At 43.7% G+C, this 21,032-nt stretch carries 32 protein-coding genes; 28 read left to right on the forward strand and 4 right to left on the reverse strand.

Features of this window, described 5'->3' with window-relative positions; translation table 11 throughout:
* Window positions 1-11: 11 nt before the first annotated feature.
* From rplX to rplQ, 16 genes are all read left to right on the forward strand, one after another.
* Window positions 12-329, forward strand: coding sequence for a 50S ribosomal protein L24 (gene rplX / locus B0180_RS08620; protein WP_049236823.1), 318 nt, complete (start codon window positions 12-14; stop codon window positions 327-329).
* 20 nt (window positions 330-349) lie between these two features.
* Window positions 350-886, forward strand: a complete 537-nt coding sequence (gene rplE, locus B0180_RS08625) for a 50S ribosomal protein L5 (RefSeq protein WP_003656974.1) — start codon at window positions 350-352, stop codon at window positions 884-886.
* Window positions 887-897: 11 nt separating this feature from the next.
* On the forward strand, window positions 898-1,203 hold the full coding sequence (gene rpsN / locus B0180_RS08630; protein ID WP_003656973.1) for a 30S ribosomal protein S14: 306 nt from the start codon (window positions 898-900) through the stop codon (window positions 1,201-1,203).
* Window positions 1,204-1,217: 14 nt separating this feature from the next.
* Window positions 1,218-1,616: a 30S ribosomal protein S8 gene (gene rpsH, locus B0180_RS08635; protein WP_049236825.1), complete on the forward strand. Its 399-nt coding sequence runs from the start codon at window positions 1,218-1,220 to the stop codon at window positions 1,614-1,616.
* Window positions 1,617-1,768: 152 nt separating this feature from the next.
* The gene (gene rplF / locus B0180_RS08640) at window positions 1,769-2,302 is read left to right on the forward strand and encodes a 50S ribosomal protein L6 (protein ID WP_049236827.1); all 534 of its coding nucleotides are present in this window, start codon (window positions 1,769-1,771) and stop codon (window positions 2,300-2,302) included.
* Window positions 2,303-2,313: 11 nt separating this feature from the next.
* Window positions 2,314-2,664, forward strand: coding sequence for a 50S ribosomal protein L18 (gene rplR, locus B0180_RS08645; RefSeq protein WP_078256561.1), 351 nt, complete (start codon window positions 2,314-2,316; stop codon window positions 2,662-2,664).
* A gap of 2 nt (window positions 2,665-2,666) precedes the next feature.
* Window positions 2,667-3,164, forward strand: a complete 498-nt coding sequence (rpsE, locus tag B0180_RS08650) for a 30S ribosomal protein S5 (protein ID WP_003656969.1) — start codon at window positions 2,667-2,669, stop codon at window positions 3,162-3,164.
* Between the two features lie 17 nt (window positions 3,165-3,181).
* The gene (rpmD, locus tag B0180_RS08655; protein ID WP_049236829.1) at window positions 3,182-3,361 is read left to right on the forward strand and encodes a 50S ribosomal protein L30; all 180 of its coding nucleotides are present in this window, start codon (window positions 3,182-3,184) and stop codon (window positions 3,359-3,361) included.
* Window positions 3,361-3,801, forward strand: coding sequence for a 50S ribosomal protein L15 (rplO, locus tag B0180_RS08660; protein WP_049236832.1), 441 nt, complete (start codon window positions 3,361-3,363; stop codon window positions 3,799-3,801). The genes rpmD and rplO overlap by 1 nt, the downstream gene beginning before the upstream one ends.
* A 3-nt stretch (window positions 3,802-3,804) precedes the next feature.
* Window positions 3,805-5,130: a preprotein translocase subunit SecY gene (secY, locus tag B0180_RS08665; RefSeq protein WP_049236835.1), complete on the forward strand. Its 1,326-nt coding sequence runs from the start codon at window positions 3,805-3,807 to the stop codon at window positions 5,128-5,130.
* A 25-nt stretch (window positions 5,131-5,155) separates the two neighbouring features.
* The gene (gene rpmJ, locus B0180_RS08670) at window positions 5,156-5,272 is read left to right on the forward strand and encodes a 50S ribosomal protein L36 (protein ID WP_049236838.1); all 117 of its coding nucleotides are present in this window, start codon (window positions 5,156-5,158) and stop codon (window positions 5,270-5,272) included.
* 129 nt (window positions 5,273-5,401) lie between these two features.
* Window positions 5,402-5,758, forward strand: a complete 357-nt coding sequence (rpsM, locus tag B0180_RS08675) for a 30S ribosomal protein S13 (RefSeq protein WP_049236841.1) — start codon at window positions 5,402-5,404, stop codon at window positions 5,756-5,758.
* Between the two features lie 20 nt (window positions 5,759-5,778).
* The gene (gene rpsK / locus B0180_RS08680) at window positions 5,779-6,171 is read left to right on the forward strand and encodes a 30S ribosomal protein S11 (protein WP_003656963.1); all 393 of its coding nucleotides are present in this window, start codon (window positions 5,779-5,781) and stop codon (window positions 6,169-6,171) included.
* Between the two features lie 12 nt (window positions 6,172-6,183).
* A complete protein-coding gene (gene rpsD / locus B0180_RS08685; protein ID WP_049236843.1) occupies window positions 6,184-6,825 on the forward strand; it encodes a 30S ribosomal protein S4 in 642 nt (213 codons plus the stop codon).
* 24 nt (window positions 6,826-6,849) lie between these two features.
* Window positions 6,850-7,854 carry a DNA-directed RNA polymerase subunit alpha gene (locus B0180_RS08690; RefSeq protein WP_049236846.1) on the forward strand — a complete coding sequence of 335 codons (1,005 nt, stop codon included), beginning with the start codon at window positions 6,850-6,852 and terminating at the stop codon, window positions 7,852-7,854.
* Between the two features lie 18 nt (window positions 7,855-7,872).
* Window positions 7,873-8,232, forward strand: coding sequence for a 50S ribosomal protein L17 (gene rplQ / locus B0180_RS08695; RefSeq protein WP_078256563.1), 360 nt, complete (start codon window positions 7,873-7,875; stop codon window positions 8,230-8,232).
* A 98-nt stretch (window positions 8,233-8,330) separates the two neighbouring features.
* On the opposite strand, the gene B0180_RS08700 is transcribed toward rplQ, so the two are convergent.
* Both B0180_RS08700 and B0180_RS08705 read right to left on the reverse strand, forming a co-directional pair.
* On the reverse strand, window positions 8,331-8,894 hold the full coding sequence (locus B0180_RS08700) for a Sua5/YciO/YrdC/YwlC family protein (protein ID WP_078256564.1): 564 nt from the start codon (window positions 8,892-8,894) through the stop codon (window positions 8,331-8,333).
* A gap of 9 nt (window positions 8,895-8,903) precedes the next feature.
* Window positions 8,904-9,644 (reverse strand): elongation factor P hydroxylase, encoded by a 741-nt coding sequence (locus tag B0180_RS08705; protein ID WP_078256565.1) that lies wholly within the window; start codon window positions 9,642-9,644, stop codon window positions 8,904-8,906.
* 139 nt (window positions 9,645-9,783) lie between these two features.
* On the opposite strand from B0180_RS08705, the gene B0180_RS08710 reads away from it, so the two are divergent.
* The 6 genes from B0180_RS08710 (at window position 9,784) to lysM (ending at window position 13,780) form a co-directional block, all read left to right on the forward strand.
* Window positions 9,784-10,323: a YceD family protein gene (locus B0180_RS08710; protein ID WP_078256568.1), complete on the forward strand. Its 540-nt coding sequence runs from the start codon at window positions 9,784-9,786 to the stop codon at window positions 10,321-10,323.
* Between the two features lie 237 nt (window positions 10,324-10,560).
* Complete coding sequence (gene rpmF, locus B0180_RS08715) at window positions 10,561-10,743, forward strand: 50S ribosomal protein L32 (RefSeq protein WP_049236855.1); 183 nt, start codon at window positions 10,561-10,563, stop codon at window positions 10,741-10,743.
* Between the two features lie 204 nt (window positions 10,744-10,947).
* Window positions 10,948-11,904, forward strand: coding sequence for an ACP S-malonyltransferase (gene fabD / locus B0180_RS08725; RefSeq protein WP_078256570.1), 957 nt, complete (start codon window positions 10,948-10,950; stop codon window positions 11,902-11,904).
* Entirely contained in the window at window positions 11,901-12,629 is a 729-nt protein-coding gene (gene fabG, locus B0180_RS08730) for a 3-oxoacyl-ACP reductase FabG (RefSeq protein ID WP_078256572.1), read from the forward strand. The genes fabD and fabG overlap by 4 nt, the downstream gene beginning before the upstream one ends.
* Before the next feature lie 188 nt (window positions 12,630-12,817).
* Window positions 12,818-13,054, forward strand: a complete 237-nt coding sequence (gene acpP / locus B0180_RS08735; RefSeq protein WP_049236863.1) for an acyl carrier protein — start codon at window positions 12,818-12,820, stop codon at window positions 13,052-13,054.
* 231 nt (window positions 13,055-13,285) lie between these two features.
* On the forward strand, window positions 13,286-13,780 hold the full coding sequence (gene lysM / locus B0180_RS08740; protein ID WP_078256573.1) for a peptidoglycan-binding protein LysM: 495 nt from the start codon (window positions 13,286-13,288) through the stop codon (window positions 13,778-13,780).
* A gap of 162 nt (window positions 13,781-13,942) precedes the next feature.
* Here lysM and queG read toward each other — a convergent pair whose 3' ends face one another.
* Together queG and B0180_RS08750 are read right to left on the reverse strand one after the other, a co-directional pair.
* The gene (gene queG, locus B0180_RS08745) at window positions 13,943-15,097 is read right to left on the reverse strand and encodes a tRNA epoxyqueuosine(34) reductase QueG (protein ID WP_078256637.1); all 1,155 of its coding nucleotides are present in this window, start codon (window positions 15,095-15,097) and stop codon (window positions 13,943-13,945) included.
* Window positions 15,090-15,467 carry a hypothetical protein gene (locus B0180_RS08750; protein WP_078256638.1) on the reverse strand — a complete coding sequence of 126 codons (378 nt, stop codon included), beginning with the start codon at window positions 15,465-15,467 and terminating at the stop codon, window positions 15,090-15,092. The genes queG and B0180_RS08750 overlap by 8 nt, the downstream gene beginning before the upstream one ends.
* A 606-nt stretch (window positions 15,468-16,073) precedes the next feature.
* Here B0180_RS08750 and B0180_RS08755 point away from each other — a divergent pair.
* From B0180_RS08755 to B0180_RS08785, 6 genes are all read left to right on the forward strand, one after another.
* On the forward strand, window positions 16,074-17,801 hold the full coding sequence (locus tag B0180_RS08755) for an acetolactate synthase 3 large subunit (RefSeq protein WP_204371703.1): 1,728 nt from the start codon (window positions 16,074-16,076) through the stop codon (window positions 17,799-17,801).
* Entirely contained in the window at window positions 17,801-18,316 is a 516-nt protein-coding gene (gene ilvN / locus B0180_RS08760) for an acetolactate synthase small subunit (protein ID WP_049236872.1), read from the forward strand. The genes B0180_RS08755 and ilvN overlap by 1 nt, the downstream gene beginning before the upstream one ends.
* 26 nt (window positions 18,317-18,342) lie before the next feature.
* The gene (locus B0180_RS08765) at window positions 18,343-18,843 is read left to right on the forward strand and encodes a hypothetical protein (protein ID WP_078256575.1); all 501 of its coding nucleotides are present in this window, start codon (window positions 18,343-18,345) and stop codon (window positions 18,841-18,843) included.
* Between the two features lie 54 nt (window positions 18,844-18,897).
* Complete coding sequence (gene ilvC / locus B0180_RS08770; RefSeq protein WP_049236875.1) at window positions 18,898-19,920, forward strand: ketol-acid reductoisomerase; 1,023 nt, start codon at window positions 18,898-18,900, stop codon at window positions 19,918-19,920.
* Between the two features lie 112 nt (window positions 19,921-20,032).
* Window positions 20,033-20,443, forward strand: a complete 411-nt coding sequence (locus B0180_RS08775; RefSeq protein ID WP_078256576.1) for a hypothetical protein — start codon at window positions 20,033-20,035, stop codon at window positions 20,441-20,443.
* Window positions 20,444-20,755: 312 nt separating this feature from the next.
* Window positions 20,756-20,968, forward strand: a complete 213-nt coding sequence (locus B0180_RS08785; protein WP_003656932.1) for a cold-shock protein — start codon at window positions 20,756-20,758, stop codon at window positions 20,966-20,968.
* Window positions 20,969-21,032 lie beyond the last annotated feature (64 nt).

A 21,032-nucleotide genomic window follows, 5' to 3' on the forward strand; every position in this document is an offset into this window, starting at 1 on the left:
AGAGGCTTATTATGGCAAAGTTACGTAAAGGCGACACCGTGGTTGTGATTGCTGGCAAAGATAAAGGCAAGCAAGGCACAATTTTGGCGGTGAAAGCAGACCGTGTAAAAGTTGAAGGCATTAACATTGTAACTAAACACCAAAAACCTAATCAAATGTTAGGCAAAGAAGGTGGTATCGTTAAGCAAGAAGCTTTTCTACATATTTCAAATGTTGCGATTTATAACGCAAACACCCAAAAAGCAGATCGTATTGCTTACCAAGTGAACGCAGAAGGCAAAAAAGAGCGCATCTATCGTTCAACTGGTGAAGTAGTGGCGACTGCATAAGAGACTAAGGGTAAATAGTAATGGCAAGATTAAAATCATTATACAATGACAAGCTAAAGCAGCAAATCAAAGAAGAGCTAGGCTTAGAGAATGTCATGCAAGTGCCAAAGATCACTAAAATCACGCTAAATATGGGCGTAGGTGGTGCGGCACAGGATAAAAAATTACTTGAAGGTGCTTTGGCAGATATGACCGCAATCGCTGGTCAAAAACCTGTGGTTACCAAAGCGCGTAAATCAGTTGCAGGCTTCAAGATTCGTGAAGAGTGGCCGATTGGCTGTAAAGTCACACTACGTGGCGAGCAAATGTACGAATTCCTAGATCGCTTAGTTGCCATTGCAATTCCGCGTATCCGTGACTTCCGTGGTTTTTCAGCAAAAGCATTTGATGGTCGTGGTAACTATTCATTAGGCATCAAAGAGCAGATCGTTTTCCCTGAAGTAGACTTTGATAAAATCGATCGTATTCGCGGTTTGGACGTGACTATCACAACCACTGCAGCAAATGATGATCAAGGTCGTGCATTGCTAAAAGCATTTGGCTTCCCATTCAGATAAGGTAAAACGTTATGGCTAAAAAAAGCATGATTAATCGCGAACTTAAACGCGAAAAAACTGTTGCTAAGTATGCTGAAAAGCGTGCTCAGCTAAAAGCTATCATTAGCGATACCAATGCTAGCGAAGAAGAGCGCTTAGATGCAATGTTAGCATTGCAAGCGCTACCACGTAACGCATCTCCAGTGCGTCTACGTAACCGTTGTGGCGTCACTGGTCGTCCTCACGGTTATTTCCGTAAATTTGGTCTTTCACGCAACATGTTGCGTTTACATGTAATGCAAGGCGATGTGCCTGGCGTTCGCAAAGCTAGCTGGTAATAAGGAGTTACGCTATGAGTATGCAAGATCCAGTTGCCGACATGCTAACTCGCATTCGCAACGCACAAGCAAGAAACAAACCATCTGTACAGATGCCAGCTTCTAAATTACGTAAATCAATTGCTGATTTATTAGTGGCCGAAGGCTATCTTACTTCTGCTGAAGTAAGCGAAGCTGAAAATGGCAAAAAAGTCCTGGATATTGAATTAAAATATTATCAAGGCAAAGGTGTTATTGAGCAGCTAAAGCGCTATAGCCGCCCAGGTTTGCGTCAATATCGCGGTAAAGATGAACTGCCAAGCGTTCAAAAAGGCCTTGGTGTTGCCATCATCTCAACCAGTCGTGGAATCATGAGTGATCGTGCGGCACGTGAAGCTGGTATTGGTGGTGAAGTAATCGCATTGGTTGCATAAGCAACTTAAAGCAATTACTTACAAAAATCTAGAAAATTTAGGTTTACACCTAAATGTAGATATGTTAAACTAGCGGGCTTTAATGCCTGTTAGTTTTTTTATGGCTACCATTAATCTTATGGTGGTTTAGTTTTCATTTGAAGGAAATTCCTATGTCTCGTGTGGCTAAAGCCCCAGTAGCGCTACCAAATGGTACCAGCGTTACTTTGAACGATCGGCAGGTTGAAGTCAAAGGTAAGAATGGCACTTTATCTTTGAGCCTGCATGAATTGGTCGAGCTAAAACAAGAAGATGGTGTTGTTACACTATCTCCAGTTGCAGACACTAAAGAAGCGTGGATGCATACTGGTACAGTACGTGCTCTATTGAACAATATGGTTAAAGGCGTGAGCGAAGGTTTTGAGCGTCGCTTACAGCTGATTGGTGTTGGTTATCGTGCACAAGTTGCGGGTAACAAAGTAAACCTAAGTTTAGGTTTTTCTCACCCAATCGAATACACGCTACCTGAAGGTGTAACTGCTGAAAGCCCAAGCCAAACTGAAATTGTGCTGAAGTCAAGTGATAAACAAAAGCTTGGTCAAGCAGCTGCTAAAATTCGTAGCTTCCGTCCACCAGAGCCTTATAAAGGTAAGGGTGTTCGTTATAGCGATGAAGTTGTTCTTCGTAAAGAAGCTAAGAAAAAATAAGGTGAGCCATAATGTTCGATAAAAAATCAGCTCGTCTTCGTCGAGCGAAAAAAACTCGTGCACATATCCGTCATTTGGGCGTTGACCGTTTGACAGTAACCCGCACTCCTCGTCATATTTATGCACAAATCATCTCGCCAACTGGTGGTGTGGTTGTTGCTCAGGCATCTACTTTGGATGCAACTTTGCGCACAGGTGCAACAGGTAATGTGGAAGCAGCTAAAGCTGTAGGCGCTTTGATTGCAGAGCGTGCAAAAGCTGCTGGTATCACCAAAGTTGCATTCGATCGTAGTGGTTTTAAATATCATGGCCGCGTAAAAGCACTTGCTGATGCTGCTCGCGAAAACGGATTGGAGTTCTAATCATGGCAAAAGTTGAACAAACTGACGGTTTGGTAGAAAAATTAGTTGCCGTTGACCGTGTAGCAAAAGTTGTTAAAGGTGGTCGAATTTTTTCTTTCACCGCATTGACTGTTGTTGGTGATGGTAACGGCCGTGTTGGTTTTGGACGTGGTAAGGCTCGTGAAGTGCCTGCAGCCATCCAAAAAGCCCTAGAAGCAGCTAAACGTAATATGATTACTGTAGATTTAGCTGGTCACACACTGCAGCACCCAATCAATGCTCGTCACGGCGCATCAAAAGTTTACATGCAGCCAGCTTCTGAAGGTACAGGCGTTATTGCTGGTGGTGCAATGCGTGCCGTACTTGAAGTTGCAGGTGTACAAAACGTATTGGCAAAATGCTATGGTTCAACCAATGCAGCCAACGTTGTACAAGCAACTTTTAAAGGTTTACGTGATATGACATCGCCAGAGCAAGTTGCTGCAAAACGTGGCAAATCTGTCGAAGAAATTTTGGGCTAAGAAATAGGTGAGTTACGATGAAAAAAATGAAAGTTACTCAAGTAAAGTCGAGTGCCCATCGTTTAGCAAGTCATAAAGCTTGTTTGAAAGGTTTGGGACTTCGTCGCATCGGTCATACTGTTGAAGTTGAGGACACTCCATCAACTCGTGGTATGGTAAATCGTGTGATCTACATGGTTAAAGTGGAGGAAGCGTAATGGGTCTTAAACTGAATGAATTATCACCAGCGCTAGGTGCTAAGAAAAAAGCATTCCGTCGTGGTCGTGGTATCGGCTCAGGCTTGGGCAAAACTGGTGGTCGTGGTATTAAAGGTCAAACATCGCGTTCAGGCTCAAGCATTCCTGCAGGTTTTGAAGGCGGTCAAATGCCTATTTATCGTCGTTTGCCTAAATTTGGTTTTACTTCGAAGATGGCTATGACTACTGCTGAAGTTCGTCTATCTGAACTGAATAAGATTGATGGCGATGTTGTGAGTCTAGATACTCTAAAAGCTGCGAACATCATTCGTGGTGACATGAAACGTGCACGCATTATTTTGTCTGGCGAAGTGAGCCGTGCATTGACCTTTAAAGGCGTAAAAGTTACAAAAGGTGCAAAACAAGCGATCGAAGCTGCCGGTGGTAGCGTCGAGGAGTAATCTATGTCAAGGCAGTCAGCATCTCGTTCTAGCATTCCATTAAACCCTTTTACTTTCATAAGAAAGTATGATGAGTTATGGACGCGCATGCTCTTTTTATTCGGGGCGCTGATTGTTTATCGACTTGGTTCGCATATACCTGTTCCCGGCATGAACCCTGTTAGCTTGGCTAACTTTTTCCAGAGCAATAGCAATACCTTTTTAGGTATGTTTAATATGTTTTCTGGAGGGTCATTGGAGCGTATGTCTATTATGGCATTAGGCATTATGCCTTATATTTCTGCTTCGATTGTTGTGCAGATGATGTCTGCCATCGTACCTTCTCTTGAAGCCTTAAAAAAAGAAGGTGAGTCTGGACGCAGAACGTTAAATAAATATACGCGCCAAGGAACTTTAGCGCTTGCCTTTGTGCAAGCGGTTGGTATGTCTACTGGTTTAATCGCAGGTGGGTTGACACTGACAACCGGTTTGAGTTTTTATATTCCGGCAGTGACTTCTTTGGTGGCAGGCTCAATGTTCCTGATGTGGCTTGGTGAGCAAATTACTGAGCGAGGTGTGGGCAATGGTATTTCTATGCTTATTTTAGCAAGTATCATAGCTAGCGCACCAGGTATGATTTCACAGGCTTTCAGTCAAAATTTAAACTTGATTGTTATGCTTTTGTTTGCCGTATTAGGTATTGCAGTGACAGCAGCTATTGTTTTTATTGAGCGTGCACAGCGCCGTGTACCGGTGAATTATGCTCAAAAACAGCAGTTGGGGCGTAAAATTTACGCACAGCAGCAGTCGCATTTGCCATTAAAAATTAATATGGCTGGCGTAATTCCAGCAATTTTTGCAAGCTCGCTACTGCTGCTTCCAGCCAGTTTGGGTCAATGGACTACAGTCAGCGAAAACCCAACACTGACCCAAGAGATTATTCAAAATATCACTTTGGTACTTCAGCCTGGACAGCCTTTATACTTGCTACTGTTTGGGGTGATGATCATATTTTTCTGTTATTTCTATACGGCATTGATGTTTAATCCTAAAGAGGTTGCAGAAAATTTGAAGCGAAGCGGTGCTTACATTCCAGGAATTCGACCAGGTCAGCAAACCAAGCGATACTTAGATTTTGTTTTAAACCGCCTGACTTTTATTGGTGCAATGTACATGACAATCATCTGTTTGATGCCGATGATCATCCAGTCTGCATTTAATGTACCTATTCCATTAGGCGGGGCATCTTTATTGATTATGGTAGTTGTTTTGATGGACTTTATTGCTCAATTACAAGCGCATCTAATGACGCATCAATACCATGATCAGACAATCATTAAATCGTCATAATTGTACGATTCTTTAGGAGCGTGACATGAAAGTTCAAGCATCTGTTAAAAAAATCTGTGGCAGCTGTAAAATTGTGCGTCGCAAAGGTAAAGTACTTGTAATTTGCAGTGCAGAGCCACGCCACAAACAACGTCAAGGTTAATTTACAAATTAATACTTGATTTATCATAGCGGATAATGTATTATCCGCTTCTTGCCATGCTATCATTTAGTCAGATAGCGGTTAAACTTAGCAAATACAAATCGTATTTGTGCTAATGGAGAGAAATCAATGGCTCGTATTGCCGGTGTAAATATTCCGGACAACAAACATGCTGTGATTTCGCTAACTTACATTTTTGGTATCGGTCGTACAACTGCTAAGCAAATTCTTGCTGCTGTTGGTATCGATGAAACTACCAAAATTGGTTCGTTAGATGATTCACAACTGGATGCTGTTCGTGCAGAAGTTGCAAACTACACAGTAGAAGGTGATCTTCGTCGTGAAGTTTCAATGAATATCAAACGTTTGGTCGATCTTGGTTGCTATCGCGGTCTTCGTCATCGTCGTGGTCTACCAGTTAATGGTCAACGTACTAAAACAAACGCGCGTACCCGCAAAGGTCCACGCAAAGCAATTAAAAAGTAACTAACTTAGGAAGCTAAAAGATGGCAAAAGACACTCGTAGCCGCAAAAAAGTGGCTCGTCGTTCGGTATCTGAAGGTATCGCCCATATTCATGCGTCTTTTAATAACACCATTGTAACGATTACTGATCGTCAAGGTAATGCATTGGCTTGGGCCACTTCTGGTGGACAAGGCTTCCGCGGTTCACGCAAATCTACACCATTTGCAGCTCAGGTTGCAGCTGAGGTTGCAGGTAAAACTGCTCAAGAAACTTATGGTGTTAAGAATGTTGATGTCTTGGTAAAAGGTCCAGGACCAGGTCGTGAGTCTGCGGTTCGTGCATTAGGTGCATTGGGTTATAAAATTAACAGCATCAGCGATGTCACCCCAATTCCACACAACGGCTGCCGCCCACCTAAGAAGCGCCGCGTTTAAGGAGATAGACTTATGGCCCGTTATATTGGTCCAAAATTAAAACTATCACGTCGTGAAGGTACTGATTTACAACTAAAATCAGGTGTTAAGCCTTTTGATGTGAAGACAAAAAAAGCAGGTCGTGTACCTGGTCAGCATGGCAATAGCCAAAATAAAACTTCTGAATACGCATCGCAGCTTCGTGAAAAGCAAAAAGTTAAGCGCATGTACGGTGTATTAGAGCGTCAATTCTCTAATTATTATAAAGAAGCTGCACGTGAGCGTGGTGCTACAGGTGAAAACTTGTTGGTAACTCTTGAGCGTCGCCTTGATAACGTTGTTTATCGTATGGGCTTTGGTGCAACTCGTGCAGAAGCGCGTCAGTTGGTTAGCCATCGTGCAATCATGCTGAAAAAAGCTGGTCGTGATGAATTTGTTCGTGTGAACATTCCTTCAATCCAAGTTCAAGACGGTGATGTGATTGCTGTACATGAAAAATCAAAAGAACAACTTCGCATCAAGAACGCAGTTGAGCTTGCGACACAACGTGGCATTCCTGCATGGTTAGAAGTTGATCACAGCAAACTACAAGGTACTTTCAAGTCTGCGCCAGAGCGTAGCGATCTACCAGCTGAAATTAACGAAAGCTTGATCGTTGAGCTATATTCTAAATAATCCGAATTAAATCGAGGTGACACTATGACAAATGCAACTGAGTTTCTAACACCGAGCGCGATCAACGTCGATACGGTCAATGAAACGACTGCAAAGGTCACGCTCGAGCCGTTAGAACGCGGTTTTGGGCATACGCTAGGTAATGCTCTGCGCCGCATTCTACTTTCTTCGTTATCAGGTGCTGCAGTTGTAGAAGCTGAGATTGAAGGTGTTGATCATGAGTATTCAACACTAGAAGGCTTACAAGAAGATGTACTCGATCTTCTTTTAAATCTAAAGTCTTTGGCAATCATTCTGCATGACCAAAATGAAGCCTATTTGACTTTGGATAAACAGGGTGCAGGTGTTGTTACTGCTGCCGATCTTGAGTTACCGCACAATGTCGAAATTGCCAATCCTGATTTGGTGCTTGGTACATTGAGTGAGCGTGGTCATCTGAAGATGCGCCTACGTGTGGTGACAGGTCGTGGCTATGAGCCTGCTAATCAACGTCGTGAAGATGCTAATTCTAAAATTATTGGTCGTTTAAAGCTTGACGCAAGCTTTAGCCCAATCATTAGAGTGGCTTACGATGTTGAAAATGCTCGTGTTGAACAGCGTACAGATCTTGATAAATTGATTATCGAGCTTGAGACCAACGGCACGATCGACCCAGAAGAAGCTATTCGCAAAGCTGCAACGATTCTACAACAGCAAATCGCTATTTTTGTAGATCTTGAAGCTGAAGAAGCGCCTGAGCCTATCAAAGAAAAAGAAGAGATTGACCCTGTGCTATTGCGCCCAGTGGATGATCTTGAGTTAACGGTTCGTTCGGCAAATTGCTTGAAAGCTGAAAATATTTATTACATCGGTGATTTGGTACAACGCTCAGAAACTGAGTTGTTGAAAACACCAAATCTTGGTAAGAAATCATTGACTGAGATTAAAGATGTGCTTGCATCTAAAAATCTTGAACTTGGCATGCGTTTAGATAACTGGCCGCCAAGTGATCTACGTGTTGATGATCGTTTTTCTTATCGCAGCCGCTAATTTAAAGGATACTTGACCATGCGACATCGTAAAAGCGGAGTCAAGCTGGGTCGCACCAGCAGCCATCGTAAGGCTATGTTCCAAAACATGACAAACTCATTGTTCGAGCATGAGCTAATTAAAACTACTTTGCCAAAAGCAAAAGAGCTTCGCCGTGTGGCAGAGCCTTTGATTACTTTGGCAAAAGAAGACAGCGTTGCCAATCGCCGTCTAGCGTTCAGCCGTATGCGTAATAAAGATATGGTTGGTAAATTGTTTAACGAGCTTGGCCCTCGCTATCAAACTCGTCCAGGCGGATATCTACGCATTATCAAATGTGGTTTCCGTGATGGCGATAATGCACCAATGGCATATGTAGAGCTTGTAGACCGCCCATAATGGGAATTCTAATTCTTTATCTAAAACCCTGATGACACCATCAGGGTTTTGTTTTTTTTGATGAATTTTATGATTTTATTTTCTTTGACCTGATCATTCTAATCATCTAACAATGAAATGAGTGGCGATGTTTTTATCGGCATCTCTCCTGCGTGTATAAACCCATCTACCAAATTTTCCATCGTCATTTCAAGTTCATAGCTGCTTTCGTATTCCAATTTTTCACCGTTCACATAAATGGGCATGCTGATAAAAGGCGCATTGAGTATTTCTATCAAACCTAAAGTGATTGGCGTGTGAGCGATATTGACGCAAATGGTTTTATCATTTGGATGGGTAAATTTCTTTGGCAACGCTTTGGTTGGACTTAATAAAAAGTGAGCTGTTTTGTCATCAGTGTTTTTTAAAATACGATGAGCAAAATCGCTGACTGTGGCAAAGGTTGATATCTCGCTGATATTGCGGCAAATCAAACAAAATTCAGGTTCATTTTGACTTAGACGGAGTGCTTGAGTAAGAGATTGTTTGGCATCCAGACTGAGCGCCAAGCGGTAGCCAGTCGGGTCAGGATAGACGATTAACTGATCGCTTTTTATTAGATCGGCAGCCTGAGTTAATAAGCGCATTTGGGGATTGTCAGGATGGATGTAGAATTTTTCCATTGGGTTACCTTATCTGATCGAAGTGTGATAGTTTGGATGGCTTAACGCCAAAAAGATCCATAATAAAACTTGAGCATCTGATGGCAGGGTCTGCGGTTTTGATAAATAAAGCTGGGCTTGATCAAGCACATCTTTGGCAAAAGTACTTTTTGAAGTATCAAAATCGGCATTCAAATTGTCTTGTGAGACATAAAAATATCGACCACAAGCCAATGTCAGCAACGCTTCAACGGCTTGAGGCTTGATTTCTACTTGCTCAAACAAAGCTTGCGTATGTTCATTTCTGCCATCAGATTCATACCAATACCCAAAATCATTGAGCTTACGGCGGTTTTTACCGGCGATACACCAATGACTGATCTCATGTAGCGCACTTTGAAAAAAACCATGCGCAAATTCGATGCGGGCAGGGCGCTGATCGTCACTGGGAAAATATTCAGGCTCGCCACTGCCACGTACAAGCGTCGTAGGCATCTGCTCAAGATGGGGGTTGTCAAAGAGCAAGTTAAATAACTCAATCAGCCAGTCTGTCAAAAGCTGTTCATGTGTTGTGTCATCTTTAATGGCTTGCCACTTTTTAGAGAGATTTTGCCATGCTTGAGCACTGAGTTGAGCAGTTGCCTCATTGAGCTTTGAGATGGGATTTTGATGAAAATCTCGCCAAAGCTGCTGAATTTTTTGTGCGTGCTCAGCTGAACTTGCAGTTTGACATCGCTCAAAATCAGGAGAGAGTTGGTTGAAATTTATCATAAATTAGGGGTTTTAAAATTTTGACTATTATAATGTATTTTTCATCAATTCTGAAACTTGGGATTTTTAAAAGTTGCTTTTGTCTGATGGTGATTTATGCGATAATGACAGTGACTTTTCTATGATGTAAGCTAAAATTATGACAACCAACAAATACCCTGAAAATCAAAGCTTGCCTGCAAATATCATGCTAGAAAAATGGGCGGATATCGGATTTGAATGGCAGGGCAATGTATCGACTGCCGAGATGGCGCGCCTGAAGGAGCAAACAGTTGCTGACTCCACCTTGCAGGTTATTTTTCGTTTGGTTAAGCAAGAAGGCATTGTTTGGCTCAATTATCAAGTGACAGGACAGGTTCAGGTTGCTTGTCAAAGATGTTTAGATCCGCTTGATGTCGATGTCTCAGGTGTGCATCACTTGGCGCTTTTGGAATCTGATGAGGCTGTAGGGCGGATCGGCGATGCCGAATATATTTTAATGGAGGAGCTTGGCACAGGAGCGACTCGAAAGCTACCCATTAAAGACATTTTAGAAGATGAGCTGCTGCTTATGTTGCCGCTGTCGCCTAAGCACGATGATTGTGATATGCCCGTTGACATGGCTGACGAAGAAGAGATCGTAAAGGAACAGGAAAATCCTTTTGCAGCACTAGCACAATTAAAAGGAAAACTGTCTTAATGTGAGGTGCTTTTGATAAAATTTGGCAAAAAATGCGGATTTTATCAAAAGAATTGTAAATTTATGCGATTAGGCTTTGAAATTCACAAGTTTTTTGAGTATAATACAGCGTTTATTGTGCACGGGTCTATGATGGACGGCGATTGATGCTAAATCGCATTGACACAAATTGACAAAGACGCACGAACCATTTTTCTTTATGGGCAGTTTTTGCCTGACTGATTATTAGGAGCTATCATGGCAGTTCAACAAAACCGCAAGAGCCGCTCACGCCGTGACATGCGTCGTTCACACGACCATATCGCTATCCCTGAGCTAAGCATCGATTCAACGACTGGTGAAAAACATCTTCGCCACCACGCGACCAAAGACGGTTTTTACCGTGGTCGTCAGCTATTCAAGGTAAGCCAAGATAGCTAAACACTAGTTAATAGTGAAAAAACCAAGCCAAGTTTCCGAATGGGCTTGGTTTTTTGTTGCCAAAAATTTTATTACATTCATTATTTTGGGTAAACAATTGTTTATTTTTATGGTAAAATTGGCAAACTTCACGCCAATCTTTTTGGTATTTCACAGATTTAATGCGGCATCAGTCATGCCGTTAATGCAAAAAACAGGTGAATTATGACAGAAGCCAACACCAGTGTTAAGCGTTTGGCGGTGGTTTTTCCCGGTCAAGGCTCTCAAACTGTCGGTATGATGAATGAGCTTAGCGAAGCTTATGATGTCGTGCGTGCGACATTTGATGAAGCAAGTGATGCGCTAGGCTTTGATCTTTGGGCGATTACTCAGGATGAAGATCGCTTGAATAAGACCGAATATACACAGCCTGCTTTGTTGACTTCCAGCATTGCCATCTGGCGAATCATTCAGCCTATGCTATCGAACAGATCTTTGGAGCCTATGTATTTGGCTGGGCATTCTTTGGGTGAGTACAGTGCATTGGTGGCAGCTGGCGTATTAAGCCTTGCTGATGCAGTCAAATTGGTACACGAGCGCGGCAAATTGATGACAGAAGCTGTTCAGGGCATGGATACTCAAATGGCTGCAGTGCTGGGCTTGGATGATGAGCAGGTCGAAAGCCTTTGTGAAGAGGTGAGCGGTTCGGCGGGTACAGTCAATGCTGCCAATTTTAACAGCCCAGGTCAGGTGGTCGTGGCAGGGACAACCGTTGGGGTGGCTGGCGTTTTATCCGCAGTTGAGGCACTTGGCAAAAAAGCAGTGCCACTAAAAGTTTCAGTGCCTTCGCACTGCGCCTTGATGAATCCTGCCAGCGATGCATTGGCAGCGCTACTCAACCAAACAGAGTTTGGCGAGGCAGATATTCCTGTCATTCAAAATCGCCATGCCAAAATTCATAAAGAAACGTTAGACATTAAATCTGCGTTGATCGAACAGCTGTCCATGCCTGTTCAGTGGTCCAAAACCATGCAAAAATTGGCTGAGCGTGATATTGATTTGATCATTGAGTGCGGTCCTGGTAATGTTCTGTCGAATTTGGCCAAACGACAAAAGACACCGATCACCGCTATGGCAACAGATAAATTGGTGCGCCTTGAAAAACTGGAGAATTTGGCATGAGTAGAAAGATTATATTGGTTACTGGAGCAAGTCGCGGTATTGGCAAGGCGATCGCCAAGCGCTTCGCCAAAGAAGGTCATTTTGTCATTGGTACAGCCACCAGCGAAAAAGGCGCTGAAGCCATCAGTGAGTACTTGAGCGAATCAGGCGGTATTGGGCGCGTGCTCGATGTGTGTAGCAATGAAGATGTTGACAAGCTGTTCGAAGAAATTGATAGCGTCTATGGCGGTATCAATGTACTGGTGAATAACGCTGGCATTACCAAAGATGGCTTGCTGATGCGTATGAAAGATGAAGATTGGGCGAGCGTGATTGACACCAATCTAACTTCTGTTTATCGCATGAGCCGCCGAGCAGTACGCGGTATGATGAAAGCGCGCCAAGGTCGGATTATTAATATTACCTCGGTCGTAGGACAGATGGGTAATGCAGGTCAAACAAACTATGCTGCCACCAAAGCGGGCGTAGAAGGCTTTAGCCGTGCGCTGGCTCGTGAGATCGGCTCTCGTGGCGTGACGGTGAATTGTGTGGCACCAGGATTTGTTGAAACAGACATGACCGAAGAGCTTGATGAGCGTCTCATCAGCTCTATGCTGGATGCGGTTCCGATGGGGCGTATGGCTCAGCCTGAAGAAGTCGCAGCGGCGGTGTCATTCTTAGCCAGTGATGATGCCAGCTATATTACAGGTGCGGTCTTGGCGGTCAATGGTGGCATGTACATGTAGATGCACGGATTCTGTCAGTGAGTAATTCATTGACAGAATGTGCATTTGCCGTTATCATGATAAAAAGTGAACATATGTACCCATAAATGCTTGCACTTTTTCAGCAAATGCATTATGATACTTGTTAAGTTTCATCCCAACCGATGTAGCGCGGTGCTACACAGTTAATCATTATAAAGGAAATCACCATGAGCGATATCGAAGCTAAAGTAAAAGACGCAGTAGCAGAACAGCTTGGTCTAAGCGTTGAAGAAATTAAAAATGAAGCATCTTTTATGGATGACTTGGGCGCCGACTCTTTGGATTTGGTTGAGTTGGTTATGGCATTTGAAAGCAGCTTTGGCATCACCATTCCTGATGAAGATTCAGCCGAGCTGACCACGGTTCAAAAAGCCATCGACTATGTTTCTGCCAAGGTTGCCTAACCAAAGGCACGCTAAGTCTGACAGCAGATGATAGCTTATCTCCGAAGATCACTTCTATTTGAAGTGATCTTTTTTTTCTTAAGAAAATATTTGGTAGGCTAATTCTACACATTGTAACGCTTTTACTGTCAAATCTCACTATGAAGTTTACTTGCTGTGCCTTAAGATAAACTTATGCACAATAATTTGTGCGTAGTGAAAGTCATAAAATTTACAACCAAGGAGAATGTCATGGGTGTTTTTAGTTTTGCAAAAGATATCGGTGATAAATTATTTAATCGCAATAAAAAACAAGAAGTCGATCAGCCGAACGCTGCCCCAGCCGCAGCGCTTGCTGAGCCAACTGCTCAAGAGATTGCCAATTTGCTATTGGCTCGTATCCAAGCCCAAAATGTGAACATCAGTGGCTTAAAAGTCAATTATAATGCCGATACAGATACCGCCACGCTCTCTGGGACTGCCAAGACTCAAGCGGATCGCGAAAGAGCGCGCCTAGCGGTGGGTAACGTGCAGCATGTCGAGACGGTCGTTGATGACATCGAAGTGGAATCAGCTGAACCTGAATCACGGTTTTATACTGTCAAATCAGGTGACAGCTTGTCAAAAATTGCTAAGGAAATGTATGGCAATGCCAATGATTATATGAAGATTTTTGATGCAAATAAACCAATGCTATCACATCCTGATAAGATTTATCCAGGTCAAGTACTTCGCATTCCACAATAACTGATGCTTCATGTGCTATGAATGACGAGCTTTTAATGTAATTTTTAATTAAGTGATGTCTTAAAAGCCCATCGAATAATCGCAAAAATTCCAAGTGTCAAATGGATACTTGGAATTTTTATTGGTATTTGAACAAAGTGTCATAGTCGATATGCTCAAATTTTATCCGTCCTGTCCGCTGAGCTCGCTGATCGCCCAATTAATATGCTCATCAAGCATTCTATCCATACCCAGTCGTGATTTTAGCGCATGAATTATTCTGTCCGATTTTATACCTGTGGCTTGGCAATTCCCCAACGCGATGGCGGTATTTCTTAAAAGATGTAAATACCCTGTGCGGCGCAAGGGAGAACCTTCGGTTTTGGCTAAAAAATCATCTTCGCTCCACGCCCATACTTCGGTGAGTTCAATGTCATCAAGCCCGTGGCGCGGCGCGTAATCACTGACTGTGGAGAGTTTGGCATAGCGATTCCAAGGGCAGATTAACTGACAATCATCACAGCCAAAAATACGATTGCCGATGGCTTTTCTGTATTTGATATCAATACTGCCTTTGTGCTCAATGGTCAGATAAGAGATGCAGGCAGCAGCATCTAAAGTGTATGGCGCAATGATGGCACGCGTTGGGCAAATATCCATGCAGGCTTGGCAGCTGCCGCAGTGTGCCTTGACGGCATGGGTTTCATCATCACCCACAAGATCAAGACTGATGAATAATTCGCCCAAATTAAAAAAAGAGCCCGCTTGGCGATTGATTAATAAAGTGTGCTTGCCCGTCCATCCCAGTCCTGCTGCATCAGCAATAGGGCGCTCAAAGATGGGCGCTGAATCACTGAACGGGCGAAACACGAAAGGCTTATCGGCGCCAATGCTCAGATGTTGCCACTGGGGCAGCTCATTTTCGATGGCTTTGGCAAGTTTTTTGAGCTGCTGGCGCACGGTTTTGTGGTAGTCTCTTCCGCGAGCGTAGCGTGCGATGATGGCATGATTTGGGCGCGTATTATCCATGACGCTGCGAGGCTTGGGTAGATCATGTAGATAATCCATTCGCACTGTGATGATGGTTTTGGCGCCATCAACGAGCAGGGCAGGGTTTGCGCGCTTGTCGTGATTGTCATGCATAAAGTCAAGGGTGCCATTAAGCCCTTGATCTAGCCATGCCTTGAGTGCCTGTGTCTGCTTGGCAAACAAAGGGTGATGAACGCTTAAAAACCCACAGTCGCTAAAGCCAAATTCTGCTGCTTTGGCACAGATCCAATCCTTAACACCGTCTTTGTCGATCGGTTGTACACAAACTGCCGGAATGCGCTTAGTCATGACAATGATCACTGATGGCGGCTTGGATATGGTGAATTTTTTGTTGGATCAGATCGGGGGTGAGCTTGGTTTGTTGACCGCTCTCGCCAAGTTCGTATATCTCGCCCCCTGACTGTAAGGTGCTAAGATTGGTTTTTAGATAATGGCAGGCTTGCGCATTGTGATGATTTTTTGGGGCACTTAAATAATGTACTTTGATGGCTGAAGATGGCTTACCAATGGGCGCTGTCTGACTAAAAACTGGCTCCCCAAATACCCCGACACTTTGAAAAATCATGGCGCTGTGAGCATGGCTGACACAGATGAGCCCCAGACCCAAAGCGGCTTGGCACACGGTAGTTTTAGCTGTTTTTGTTGCTCGATCAGTCACATATACCACCCAAATCATAAACTGGCTGTATTGTATCATTAGGTTGGTGCCAAATTACAGCCATTTCATCGAATTTGGGGCAGATAATATTCAAAGAGCTATAAAATGACAATTATAGCGCCAATGGATTTGATAAAATTTTTTAAAAAGCTCTAAAAACAGGTTGGCAAGGTGAAAGTTTTCAGGTAAGATAAGTGGCATTATTTTGATGGCGCTTATCGGAGATTTTGATCGGTGTCATCTGAAGTCGGCGTAGCTATTTATCAGGTGCTGCGTTTGTGCATTTGGTGCCATTGGATTACCGTTTGATGACGCACGGTTGCACATTGCAATAGGACTTACCGGTCTGCAAGACGCAAGAAATTTCCCTCTGCTGTTTTGGATTTTTCCAAGTCATCTTGTTGTAAGTTCATCTGCGTATGGCAGCCTATTGCCTGATATGAATCAATCACACGCTTTTCGTCTGAATATTGTCACTATGACAAAAGGATGTAACTTATGACGCAAACTACCCAATCCCCGAATATGACGGGACACACTCAAACCAAAGATGCTGCGGCGCACTTTCGCGAACTCCAAGATATCATCGCACGCGGTGAAACAGCCATGATGTCAGGCGCTGAGATGCTTGTTCAAGCATTGATTGACGAAGGTGTGGAGTATATTTTTGGTTATCCAGGCGGTGCGGTACTGCACATTTATGACGCCTTATTTAAGCAAGATAAAATCGAGCATGTACTGGTCAGACATGAGCAAGCTGCAGGGCATATGGCTGATGCATACAGCCGCACAACGGGCAAGACAGGCGTTGTTTTGGCGACCTCAGGTCCAGGTGCCACCAACACTGTGACAGCCATTGCAACTGCTTATATGGACTCGATTCCAATGGTCGTATTGGCAGGTCAGGTGCCATCTAGCTTGATTGGCGATGACGCCTTCCAAGAATGTGATATGGTGGGTATCTCACGTCCGATCGTTAAGCACAGTTTCCAAGTTCGCAATGCCGAAGAGATTCCTGAAATTATCAAAAAAGCGTTTTATATTGCAGGCTCTGGTCGCCCTGGTCCTGTTGTGGTTGATATTCCAAAAGACATGACCAATCCAAGCGATAAATTTGCTTATGTCATGCCGCAGACAGTCAATATCAGATCTTATCAGCCAACCAATAAAGGGCATGGCGGACAAATCAAAAAAGCCATCGAAACGCTACTATCAGCCAAGCGTCCTGTACTTTATTCAGGTGGCGGGGTGGTGCTTGGTAATGCCAGTGAAGAGTTGCGCCAATTAGCCGATTTACTCAAGCTGCCAGTAACAAATACCTTGATGGGGCTGGGTGCTTATCCAGGCTCAGGGGAGCAGTTCATTGGTATGCTTGGTATGCACGGCACATATGAAGCCAATATGACCATGCATCATGCCGATGTGATCTTGGCGGTAGGTGCGCGTTTTGATGACCGCGTTACCAATAATGTCAAAAAATTCTGCCCAAATGCTACGATCATTCACATTGATGTCGATCCAGCCAGCATCTCAAAGACCATCACCGCACACATTCCGATTGTTGGCGATGTGAAGCTGGTGCTCAATGAAATGCTTGCATTGCTATCAGAGACTGATAAGCGCATTGATGAACACGCACTCAATGACTGGTGGCAACAAATCAACGAATGGCGCAAACGCCACGGTTTACGCTATGGCGAAGATGATATGACTGCCGAAACGCACGCGATCAAGCCTCAGCATGTGGTTGAGACGCTGTATAAGCTGACCAATGGCGAAGCAATCATCACCTCCGACGTCGGTCAGCATCAGATGTTTGCCGCGCTGTATTATAAGTATGATGAGCCGCGTCAATGGCTAAACTCAGGTGGCTTGGGCACGATGGGTGTGGGTTTGCCATACGCCATGGCAGCAAAATTAGCCCGCCCTGAAAAGACGGTGGTGTGTATCACTGGTGAAGGTTCAATCCAAATGAACATCCAAGAGCTGTCCACGTGCCTTCAGTATAATTTGCCAGTTAAAATTTTAAATCTCAATAACGCTCAGCTTGGCATGGTTAAACAGTGGCAGGATATGCTTTATGAAGGTCGCCATGCTCAATCATATATGAAATCTTTACCTGATTTTGTCAAATTGGCAGAAAGCTATGGTCATAAGGGCGTAAAAATCACCAACCCAGCCACCATGGAAGCAGAGTTGGCAGCGGCATTGGCATTAGAAGACCAATTGGTATTCATTGATGTCTATGTGGATAAAGGTGAGCATGTTTATCCGATGCAAGTTGCCGGACAATCAATGCGCGATATGTGGTTATCAAAAGGGGAGCGTACCTAATGCCAAATCAAGTACATAAACATCTGATTTCTGTCTTAATGGAAAACGAAGCAGGTTCGCTGTCTCGTGTTGTGGGTTTATTTTCTCAGCGTGGCTATAATATTGATACGCTGAATGTGGCAGCAACAGACGACCCAACGATCTCGCGTCTGACTTTGACGACCACCACCACGAATGACAAAATCGAACAAATCACCAAACAGCTACATAAGCTGATTGAAGTGGTGAAAGTTCAAAATTTGTCTGAGCTTTCAGGCGGAAATCATGTTGAGCGTGAGCTGATGCTCATCAAGGTACGTGCGACAGGCTCGTATCGCGAAGAAGTCAAGCGTAATGCTGATATCTTCCGCGCCCAGATTGTCGATGTCAGCGCCAATTTATACACGATTTTGATCACAGGCGATGCAGGCAAATTAGATGGGTTTATTGATGTGATCGGTCGCGACCGTATTTTGGAAGTGGTACGCTCAGGCGTGATTGGTATTGCGCGTGGTGAGAAGACTTTGGCGGTTTAATCCATTGATACATGACAGGGATTAACATGAAAAAAGAAGCGATTTTATCATTGGTCGGTTTGGCTGGTGCTATAGCATTGTCAAATCATGCTATGGCTATGGCTAGTCAATCATTAGAAGAGGGCACTTGCTATGTCTTTAAGCAGGGTAAACTTGCTTCTAAAGAACAGTGTGAAATCTTCTCTGAGCAAGGCGGTAACTCAAATTTTCCTTCTTATGGCTATGAGAATTATAGCGTCAAAATGCCCAAAGCAGGTGTGTTTCATGTGGTAAATAGTATTAATTGCCATAGCGCCAAGCAGTGTACAAGCAAACACACGTTAAATAAGAAAAAAGCCGTCTCTCAATATCGTAAAAACACCAAAGGCTATCAAGTCGTTTCGGCAAAACAAGCTGAAAATCTGTCTTATGAAGCTCAAGAAAGCTTGTTAAGATGTGATAAAACAACCGATGGTAAACTTGAGCTTTGTACTGCCAACAAAGAAATGGTAGAGTACGGAGCTGAAGCACCAAGATGGGCTGAATGATTAGCCAACAGATTTTAACCCTGCCGATTTTGGCAAATTTTTAAGGAAATGTATATGAGCCTAAATATCTATTATGACAAAGATTGTGATTTGTCAATCATTCAAAGCAAAAAAGTCGCCATCATTGGCTATGGTTCACAAGGTCATGCGCACGCACTTAACCTAAAAGACAGTGGCGTGGATGTTACCGTCGGACTGCGCGAAGGTTCAAGCTCATGGAAGAAAGCTGAAAATTCTGGTCTAAAAGTGGCTGAGACGAGCGAAGCGGTCGCAGGCGCAGATGTGGTCATGATTTTGACGCCAGATGAGTTTCAGCGCGAGCTGTATAAAGAGGTGATTGAGCCGAACATCAAGCAGGGCGCGACTTTGGCATTTGCGCATGGTTTTGCGATTCACTACAACCAAGTTGAGCCACGCGCTGACTTAGATGTCATCATGGTTGCCCCAAAAGCACCAGGCCACACTGTGCGTTCTGAATTTACCAAAGGCGGCGGTATCCCTGATCTGATCGCTGTATGGCGCGACGCATCAGGCAATGCCAAGCAGCTTGCGCTATCTTATGCAGCAGGCGTGGGCGGCGGTCGCTCAGGCATCATCGAAACAACATTCAAAGATGAAACCGAAACCGATCTATTTGGTGAGCAAGCGGTGCTCTGTGGCGGTGCAGTTGAGCTTGTTAAAATGGGCTTTGAGACTTTGGTTGAAGCAGGCTATGCGCCTGAGATGGCATATTTTGAGTGCTTGCATGAGCTGAAGCTGATCGTAGATTTGATGTACGAAGGCGGCATCGCTGACATGAACTACTCAATCAGTAACAACGCTGAATATGGTGAATATGTGACTGGTCCAGAAGTCATCAATGAGCAGTCTCGCGCCGCCATGCGCAATGCTTTGAAGCGCATTCAAGATGGTGAATATGCTAAGATGTTTATCGCTGAGGGGCAAACCAATTATCCATCGATGACCGCTCGCCGCCGTAATAACGCTGCGCATCCGATCGAAACTACTGGCGCAAAATTGCGCGCGATGATGCCTTGGATTGGTGGCAATAAGATCATTGATAAAGAAAAGAACTGATTGATTTGTTTGGATCAATTTGTAAAACAGCTGCCTGATTGGCAGCTGTTTTTTTGAAATTATCATATGAAACCGCTATAATGAATGCTGTTTTAATCGTGATAAGTCTTTTATGCCTGAGTTTTCTTTAGAAGTTGTATTTGTCGCACTCAGTTTAATCATTGCCATTTTTGTGATGATTGAATCGACATTGCTTGAGCGTAACGGCGGTAAACTGCTCCTTAACAATGGTGCATTTATGCTCATCAGCCTATCGACTTCAGCATGGATGGTGGCGGCGTTTTTGGCTTGGTATTTTTTGGATCTTAGGGGTTTAAGCTTGGTGGTGGCGATGGTGTATCCACTGTATGGGTTTTTGGGCTTGGTGTATTCAGCGATGCTGATGCGTGGCATTGAAGTCGATGATCCTGCCGAAGTGGCATTACCCAAAAAATACTTAAGTTTTTGTAAATCCTTTGGTTTGGTCTACAGCGTCTTGTGCTTAGCTGCTTTGCTTGAAAGCATCGGATTGATTCAGCTGTAATCTGATGATAAATATTGCCTGATCAGTCATAAATGAGTGAAAATAATTCACCTTTTTTTATCAATGTTTGTTATAATGATTCCCATGGTATTTATGTACCCAAAGCTGGCTAATATTAGCCGCTTTCCCAACTGCAGATAGACGCAGTGGTATCAAGCATTCTTTAGGCAAGACCAGTAAGTTTCTTATTTGGAAGATTGAATGAAGATGGGGCAACCCGCCTGTTATCCCGATCGTTTTTGTATGTTTTATTGCATGAATAGCATAAGTTGCGTTTTTACGCTTTTCATTCATCCAAATTAGGAAATTGTTATGTCACAGAAAGTTCTTGGCACTGTAAAATGGTTCAACGAATCAAAAGGTTTTGGTTTTATCGCTCAAGATAATGGCGGTCAAGATGTATTTGCCCATTATAGCGCGATCACTGGCTCAGGTTTCAAAACCCTGGCAGAAGGTCAAAAAGTTGCTTTCATCTTAGGCGAAGGCAAAAAAGGCCCACAAGCTGAAGAAATCGAAAAAGTTTAATCGATCGATTTTATCAAAATACCGCTACTCATACAGTTGAGAGCGGTATTTTTTTTATGCTTGT

The organism is Moraxella canis (genome assembly GCF_002014965.1).
Classification (GTDB): Bacteria; Pseudomonadota; Gammaproteobacteria; order Pseudomonadales; family Moraxellaceae; genus Moraxella; species Moraxella canis.

Bases quoted from the DNA above. Each gene is read 5' to 3' on its own strand.
- lysM (WP_078256573.1), top strand. From the start codon at position 13,286: ATGGGTGTTTTTAGTTTTGCAAAAGATATCGGTGATAAATTATTTAAT.
- rplR (WP_078256561.1), top strand. From the start codon at position 2,314: ATGTTCGATAAAAAATCAGCTCGTCTTCGTCGAGCGAAAAAAACTCGT.
- B0180_RS08775 (WP_078256576.1), top strand. From the start codon at position 20,033: ATGCCTGAGTTTTCTTTAGAAGTTGTATTTGTCGCACTCAGTTTAATC.
- rpmJ (WP_049236838.1), top strand. From the start codon at position 5,156: ATGAAAGTTCAAGCATCTGTTAAAAAAATCTGTGGCAGCTGTAAAATT.
- B0180_RS08700 (WP_078256564.1), bottom strand. From the start codon at position 8,894: ATGGAAAAATTCTACATCCATCCTGACAATCCCCAAATGCGCTTATTA.
- rpsM (WP_049236841.1), top strand. From the start codon at position 5,402: ATGGCTCGTATTGCCGGTGTAAATATTCCGGACAACAAACATGCTGTG.
- acpP (WP_049236863.1), top strand. From the start codon at position 12,818: ATGAGCGATATCGAAGCTAAAGTAAAAGACGCAGTAGCAGAACAGCTT.
- fabG (WP_078256572.1), top strand. From the start codon at position 11,901: ATGAGTAGAAAGATTATATTGGTTACTGGAGCAAGTCGCGGTATTGGC.
- B0180_RS08710 (WP_078256568.1), top strand. From the start codon at position 9,784: ATGACAACCAACAAATACCCTGAAAATCAAAGCTTGCCTGCAAATATC.
- rplO (WP_049236832.1), top strand. From the start codon at position 3,361: ATGGGTCTTAAACTGAATGAATTATCACCAGCGCTAGGTGCTAAGAAA.
- rpsH (WP_049236825.1), top strand. From the start codon at position 1,218: ATGAGTATGCAAGATCCAGTTGCCGACATGCTAACTCGCATTCGCAAC.
- B0180_RS08785 (WP_003656932.1), top strand. From the start codon at position 20,756: ATGTCACAGAAAGTTCTTGGCACTGTAAAATGGTTCAACGAATCAAAA.
- rpsN (WP_003656973.1), top strand. From the start codon at position 898: ATGGCTAAAAAAAGCATGATTAATCGCGAACTTAAACGCGAAAAAACT.
- rpsK (WP_003656963.1), top strand. From the start codon at position 5,779: ATGGCAAAAGACACTCGTAGCCGCAAAAAAGTGGCTCGTCGTTCGGTA.
- fabD (WP_078256570.1), top strand. From the start codon at position 10,948: ATGACAGAAGCCAACACCAGTGTTAAGCGTTTGGCGGTGGTTTTTCCC.
- rplF (WP_049236827.1), top strand. From the start codon at position 1,769: ATGTCTCGTGTGGCTAAAGCCCCAGTAGCGCTACCAAATGGTACCAGC.
- B0180_RS08705 (WP_078256565.1), bottom strand. From the start codon at position 9,644: ATGATAAATTTCAACCAACTCTCTCCTGATTTTGAGCGATGTCAAACT.
- rpsD (WP_049236843.1), top strand. From the start codon at position 6,184: ATGGCCCGTTATATTGGTCCAAAATTAAAACTATCACGTCGTGAAGGT.
- rpmF (WP_049236855.1), top strand. From the start codon at position 10,561: ATGGCAGTTCAACAAAACCGCAAGAGCCGCTCACGCCGTGACATGCGT.
- rplX (WP_049236823.1), top strand. From the start codon at position 12: ATGGCAAAGTTACGTAAAGGCGACACCGTGGTTGTGATTGCTGGCAAA.
- secY (WP_049236835.1), top strand. From the start codon at position 3,805: ATGTCAAGGCAGTCAGCATCTCGTTCTAGCATTCCATTAAACCCTTTT.
- B0180_RS08690 (WP_049236846.1), top strand. From the start codon at position 6,850: ATGACAAATGCAACTGAGTTTCTAACACCGAGCGCGATCAACGTCGAT.
- rpmD (WP_049236829.1), top strand. From the start codon at position 3,182: ATGAAAAAAATGAAAGTTACTCAAGTAAAGTCGAGTGCCCATCGTTTA.
- B0180_RS08765 (WP_078256575.1), top strand. From the start codon at position 18,343: ATGAAAAAAGAAGCGATTTTATCATTGGTCGGTTTGGCTGGTGCTATA.
- rpsE (WP_003656969.1), top strand. From the start codon at position 2,667: ATGGCAAAAGTTGAACAAACTGACGGTTTGGTAGAAAAATTAGTTGCC.
- rplQ (WP_078256563.1), top strand. From the start codon at position 7,873: ATGCGACATCGTAAAAGCGGAGTCAAGCTGGGTCGCACCAGCAGCCAT.
- queG (WP_078256637.1), bottom strand. From the start codon at position 15,097: ATGACTAAGCGCATTCCGGCAGTTTGTGTACAACCGATCGACAAAGAC.
- ilvC (WP_049236875.1), top strand. From the start codon at position 18,898: ATGAGCCTAAATATCTATTATGACAAAGATTGTGATTTGTCAATCATT.
- B0180_RS08755 (WP_204371703.1), top strand. From the start codon at position 16,074: ATGATGTCAGGCGCTGAGATGCTTGTTCAAGCATTGATTGACGAAGGT.
- ilvN (WP_049236872.1), top strand. From the start codon at position 17,801: ATGCCAAATCAAGTACATAAACATCTGATTTCTGTCTTAATGGAAAAC.
- rplE (WP_003656974.1), top strand. From the start codon at position 350: ATGGCAAGATTAAAATCATTATACAATGACAAGCTAAAGCAGCAAATC.